The 4,467-nt window shown below is 52.1% G+C and carries 4 protein-coding genes and 1 pseudogene; 4 read left to right on the forward strand and 1 reads right to left on the reverse strand.

Translation table 11 applies throughout. The features are described 5' to 3' along the window. Positions 1-208: 208 nt before the first annotated feature. A pseudogene (locus A3756_RS13505) lies at positions 209-1,588 on the forward strand (IS91 family transposase); the annotation flags it as partial. 94 nt (positions 1,589-1,682) lie between these two features. Here the strand turns inward: A3756_RS13505 and A3756_RS28725 are convergent. Next, positions 1,683-1,943 (reverse strand): hypothetical protein, encoded by a 261-nt coding sequence (locus A3756_RS28725; RefSeq protein WP_068553683.1) that lies wholly within the window; start codon positions 1,941-1,943, stop codon positions 1,683-1,685. Positions 1,944-2,084: 141 nt separating this feature from the next. Between A3756_RS28725 and A3756_RS13515 the strand changes: the two genes are divergently transcribed. The 3 genes from A3756_RS13515 to A3756_RS13525 all read left to right on the forward strand — a co-directional run. Further along, a complete protein-coding gene (locus A3756_RS13515; RefSeq protein WP_068510539.1) occupies positions 2,085-3,065 on the forward strand; it encodes a sterol desaturase family protein in 981 nt (326 codons plus the stop codon). A 64-nt stretch (positions 3,066-3,129) separates the two neighbouring features. Further along, the gene (locus A3756_RS13520) at positions 3,130-4,080 is read left to right on the forward strand and encodes an alpha/beta hydrolase (protein WP_068510537.1); all 951 of its coding nucleotides are present in this window, start codon (positions 3,130-3,132) and stop codon (positions 4,078-4,080) included. 27 nt (positions 4,081-4,107) lie between these two features. Continuing rightward, on the forward strand, positions 4,108-4,467 hold a 360-nt coding region (locus A3756_RS13525; protein WP_068553684.1), incomplete at its 3' end, for a hypothetical protein.

Below are 4,467 nucleotides of genomic sequence, written 5' to 3' on the forward strand. Positions count from 1 at the left end.
CGGGCCTCACCGGTAGCTTGGGAGAACATCAACTTCCGGGGTACATACACGTTCGCGCCGACGGGCGAACTGCCAAAACTGGAGGACTTAATGGCACCGATTGAGGGCTATCGACCTAGAAATGAAAGTTGATACCCCTCTACAAGCCACGGCAGACGGGGGCTTCAGAGGTTTTTGCAATATATGGAGGCAAAATCCCTAGGACCCCGTTCAGAGAGAATTCGAGGATTTTCTCCAATGTGGTCGGCTAGAGTATGGCTTTTTGCGTGTGCGCTGTGAAGACTGTCATCACGAGCGTTTGGTCGCTTTCAGCTGCAAACGGCGTGGTTTCTGCCCCAGCTGCGGTGCCCGCCGGATGGTGGAGAGTGCCGCACTTTTGGTGGATGAAGTATTTCCCGCAGAGCCTATTCGCCAATGGGTGCTGAGTTTTCCTTTCCAGTTGCGCTTTTTGCTGGCCCGTTACCCGGAGCTGATGGGCAAGGTCTTGAGCATCGTTTACCGTATACTCTCAACCCATCTGATTAAGAAAGCGGGTTTTACCAAGGCTACGGCACAAAGTGGATCGGTAACGCTCATCCAACGCTTTGGCTCCGCGCTGAATCTGAATGTACACTACCACATGCTGTTTCTCGACGGGATTTACACCGAAGACGGCCATGGTAAACAGCGCTTCCATCGGGTCAAAGCGCCGACCCACGATGAGCTGAATACCCTCGTTCACACCCTTAGCCACCGCATAGCTCGCTGCCTGGAAAAGCAAGGGCTACTCGAGCGAGATGTCGAAAATACCTGGTTGACATTGGAAGAGGGCGAGGAGGATACGCTCACCCAATTACACGGCCATTCGGTCACTTACCGCATTGCCACCGGCCCCCAGCAGGGGCGCAAGGTCTTTACTCTGCAAACTTTACCGGGGCGAGAAGATAAGGCTGATGCTAGCAGCCGAGTAGCCAACCACGCAGGGTTCTCCTTGCACGCTGGCGTGATGGCCGAAGCGCATCAGCGAGATAAGCTTGAGCGCCTGTGTCGCTATATCAGTCGGCCAGCGATCTCGGAAAAGCGTCTGGCATTGACCGCCAATGGACAAATCCGCTACGAGCTCAAAACCCCTTACCGCAATGGCACTACGCATGTGATCTTCGAACCACTGGATTTCATTGCCAAGCTAGCGGCTTTGGTACCCAAGCCTAGGGTCAACCTTACTCGATTCCACGGGCTTTTTGCACCGAACAGCAAACACCGCGTTCAAGTAACACCCGCTAAGCGGGGCAAAAAGCCCGATCAATCGGAAGGTCTCGATACTGACTGGTGTGACAAGAGCCCTGCAGAGCGCCACCGCGCTATGACCTGGATGCAACGACTCAAGCGTGTTTTTACCATCGACATCGAGGTCTGTGAACACTGCGGTGGCCAAGTCAAAGTGATTGCAAGCATTGAAGACCCGAAGGTGATTGAGCTGATTCTTAATTACCTCAGGCAGAAAGCCGCTAAGGTTGACGCTGCCAAACAGCACGAATTGCCGCCAGAGCGAGCCCCGCCACTGACTCCCAGCCTGTTCGACCCATCGCAGACTCGCCTATTTAATTGACGCTCCTAAGTTCTCAATCCATGCACTGTCAGCCTTTGCGGCAGGCCGGTGGGGCAACTGTCGGCTAGAGATCCATTCGCCAGGCACTTTTCGGTCAAATCGACCAAAATACGACCTGCTTTGGGCGCTGTGAAGCTAAATTCTGGGGCTTAGGCAATAAAAATGAGCAGCAATTTCGGGTATGATACTTCAGCTTAGGGGTGAAAAGGTGCTTTATACTTCCTATACCCACAATATCGGTGGGGCTGCGGCTGTCGAGCCACAGGCGAATGTCGGGGGCGGGCAAGTTTTCTTTGTCGAGCCAGTCGGTGAGCAGTTGCACCCACGCGCCGGTGACACGCATTGCGGTTGCCATTGGGCCCCCTCGAAATCCATTGTGGCGTATATTGTCAAAAAATAGGCGTATTTCGTCAATTGCTGATTAAAAAATAGGCGTAAAGTGAGTGTATTGCGTAATCGCGCTAACAACACTACCGACATAACAACGAGGCGATGCATGAATATCTCCCAGTGGTTTGACGAACTTTGGCTCACTAGCGGTTTGCCGCAACTGCTCGCTCTTGCGCCCGACTGGCTGGCACTGGATACGCGCCAACTTATCTTTGTGATCGCCACGCCGTTTTTCATTGGCGTGTTCGCGTGGGAGTTTTTGCGCATTCGCAATAATCCCGTACTGGTGGATGTGCGTGAATCGGTGCGTAATTTTATGCTCGGTGCCGGCTACCAAATTACCGAGCTGCTTTTCGCAGGGCTGATTTCCTTTCCTGTGTATGCGTTTGTGTACTATCACCGCGTGGCAGACATCGAGCTAACATGGGTCACCGGGATTGCGCTGTGGTTTCTGGTGGATTTGTGTTTTTACTGGATGCACAGAAGCTCTCACCGCGTACGTTGGTTTTGGGCTGCCCATGTGACGCATCACTCGTCTGAGCGAATGAACTTCTCTACGGCGATGCGCCAAAACGCCACCAATATTTTTAACGGCGGCTGGCTGTTTTATTTGCCGCTGGCATGGGTGGGCTTTAATCCGGTGTGGATTGGCATTTGTTATGCGTTGTCGTTGGTCTATCAGTTCTTCATTCACACGACATTGGTGGGCAAGTTGCATCCGGTAATCGAGTTTATTTTCAATACGCCTAGCCACCACCGTGTGCATCATGCGCGCAATCCAGAATACATCGATAGAAACTACGGCGGCGTGTTCATTATTTACGATCGCCTGTTTGGAACTTTCGTCGAAGAGCGAGAAACGCTGCCAGTGGAATACGGCATTACGCGCCCGGTTTATAGCAATAACTTGATCGTCAATTGGTGCCATGAGTACCGCGATATGTTTCGTGACATGGCCCGCAAAGGGGGCTTATGGAAGCGTTTGCAGCATCTCTGGATGCCGCCTGAATGGCAACGACCCGAGGCGGAAAAACGGTCGCAAGCCCAACCGCACGATGACACTGCGGCAGAGGTAGGGAAACGCTAGCGGACATGACAGCAACGGCACAGGCGACGTATTATCGAAGGATCTTGATACGTTGTGTGTGCCCATGACTAGCCCGTTTGATCAACAACATATTCAACAGCATTGGCAGCCGCTGAATTGGCGTGCATTTGACCCGCTTGATGAGGCCAGCCAGCGCTATATTCGCTATTACGGTCTTGATTTCGCCGATGCGTTGCCGGCGTTGTCTCATGGTTTTGGTTATTTTGACGCCGCAGGGCATCGTGTCTCTGTGCATGCTTGGCGGCCAGAAAATCCGCGCGGCACCGTGCTGGTGTGTCACGGGTATTTTGACCATGTTGGTTTGTACCGCCATATTATTGGCCACGTGCTATCGCTGGGGTATGCGGTGCTTGCTTATGATCTGCCAGGTCATGGATTAAGCTCCGGCGCGCGCGCGGTGATCGATGATTTTCGTACCTACCGCGAAGTCATGGAAAACTGCCTCGCATTGGCAGAGAACCATTTGCCAAAACCTTGGCATGTCATCGCACAAAGTACCGGGGGTGCGATAGTGATGGATTATTTGCTGAGTTTTTCCCCGGAAAAAACCTTCCCGTTTGAGCGCGCTATTCTGCTTGCGCCGTTAGTGCGCCCATTTCGTTGGCCGTTTGTGAAGTGGCTACATACCGCAATCAGTCCGTTCGCGAAACAAATTAAACGTGTTTTCTCGATTAACTCCGGAGACAGCGAGTTTCTCGATTTTCTCGAAAATCATGACCCACTTCAGCCGCGCCATGTGCCTGCACAATGGGTTGGCGCACTGAAAAAATGGTTGCCGCATTTTCTCAAAAATTCACCGGTGACCTTTAGTCCAGTCGTCATACAAGGCGACAGTGATGAAACGGTAGACTGGCGGTTTAATCTTAGTGTTATTCGTGAAAAATTTACTGACCCACAGATTCATATGCTGACCGGCGCGCGCCATCATCTGGCTAACGAGCACAGCAATTATCGAAAAGAAATCTTCGCCATTATTGACCGGTATTTGGCGTAGTCATGGCGTTAATAATTAAGGAATGATATGCGCGGTAGGGTGGGGATTGTAATAACAAAATTAAGTGTCGGCATATTGGTGCTTCTGATCGGCACACACGCTTATGCGGACATCCATTATCGTTGCATGCTTAACGAAGAAGAGCGCATTGTCTCTGTGATTTATGGCCAACAAAATGGCGTGCCGCCCTGTGAAGTGCGTTATCAAAAAGACGGTGACGAACAGGTGCTATGGCGCACTCGCACGGAGCAAGATTTTTGTGCCCGTAAAGCCGCCGCGTTTGTTCAGCAGCTAGAAAATTGGCATTGGCTTTGTAAGCAACACGACACCACCCAAGCGGTGCAGCCGATGGTGAGTGAGCAGCCAGTACCGCCGAGATATCTTGCC

The organism is Oleiphilus sp. HI0086 (assembly GCF_001635225.1).